Genomic DNA, 1,584 nt, shown 5'->3' on the forward strand with positions numbered 1-1,584 from the left:
CCCCACGGTTCAGATGGATATGTTTGTTGCGGAGAATGTGGGTTTGTATAAACTGGATATTTTAAGCCAGCGTGGGCTTGGCCATATCAAAGAAAGTTTACGCCTGATAAAAGAAAATCAGGGTGTTGATGTAAACATTCACGATTTTAAGAAATTCAAAAAAGATAAACGAGTAAGTGAACAAATTAAGCAGGTACAAACCATTGGATGTTTTTATATAGAATCTCCTGCCATGCGGCAATTGCTTAAAAAGCTGGAATGTGATGACTATATAACCCTTGTGGCCGCCAGCTCCATCATACGCCCCGGAGTGGCCAGCAGTGGCATGATGAAGGCATACATTGAAAGATACCATGATCCTGAAAATATTGATTACATCCACCCTATAATGAAAGAACTATTGCAGGAAACGTTTGGCGTAATGGTATTTCAGGAAGATGTGATAAAAGTGGCGCATCATTTTGCAGGCCTGGATATGGGTGAGGCAGATATTTTACGCCGGGCCATGAGTGGTAAATACCGTGGCAACCAGGAGATGCTGCGGATTAAAGAGAAATGGTTTTTGAATTGCAAAGAAAGAAATTACCCCGATGCTATTACCGCTGAAGTATGGCGGCAGATTGAAAGTTTTGGAGGTTATAGTTTTTCCAAAGCACACTCAGCTTCCTTTGCGGTGGAGAGCTACCAAAGCTTGTTTTTAAAAACATACTACCCCAAGGAATTTATGGTAGCAGTGATCAATAATTTTGGTGGCTTTTACAGCAGAGAGTTATATTTTTTAGAACTGCGGAAAACAGGTGCTATTGTACATGCGCCTTGTGTAAATAAAAGTGAATATTATACCAGTATCAGGGGCAATGATGTGTACACAGGTTTTATCCATATCAAATCTTTTCAGCAGGATATGGTGGATGTGATACTGGAAGAAAGAAATAAAAATGGTTTGTTTCTTCACTTACAAGACTTTATTGAACGAACCAGTATCACCAAGGAACAATTGAATATGCTGGTAAGCATTGGTGCTTTTCGCTTTACCGGTAAAAAGAAAAAACAACTGTTATGGGAAGCCAATTTTTTGCAAAAGAAAAATGTATCTCATGTTCCGGCTGCAAAGTCAATGTTTGAGGAAGCCCCTATCAATTTTAAACTGCCTGAATTAGTTGATTATCCTTTGGATGATTTGTATGATGAACTGGAAACATTGGACTTTACATTAGGCAACCCGTTTGATCTCGTAAATGATGATCCATATAAATATTTACTGGCTAAAGACCTGGCTGCAAACCTTAATAAAATCGTTACGGTACTGATTTATTTTATTGATTATAAAGTGGTGACAACAGTGAGAAACGACAGGATGAGTTTTGGGACATTCCTTGATGTGAATTTAGACTGGATTGATACCGTTCACTTCCCTGAATCTTTACGCAATTATCCATTAAAAGGCAGAGGATTTTATAAAGTAACAGGGCAAGGTTGTTTCAGATTTTGGGGTGTACAATATTGAAGTTCATAAAATGTATAAAGCGGGTTATAAAGAAAGAAAATATGCAAATCTTTAATAGGGTTAAATATTATTAAAGT

1 protein-coding gene is annotated in these 1,584 nt (G+C 37.7%); it reads left to right on the forward strand.

Going from position 1 to position 1,584, the window contains the following annotated elements:
- A partial coding sequence (locus tag ACY651_RS05875; protein ID WP_462250680.1) for a helix-hairpin-helix domain-containing protein occupies window positions 1–1,507 on the forward strand: 1,507 nt, incomplete at its 5' end.
- Window positions 1,508–1,584: the final 77 nt, after the last annotated feature.

It is taken from the genome of Ferruginibacter sp. (assembly GCF_031391665.1).
In the GTDB taxonomy this organism is placed as follows: domain Bacteria; phylum Bacteroidota; class Bacteroidia; order Chitinophagales; family Chitinophagaceae; genus Ferruginibacter.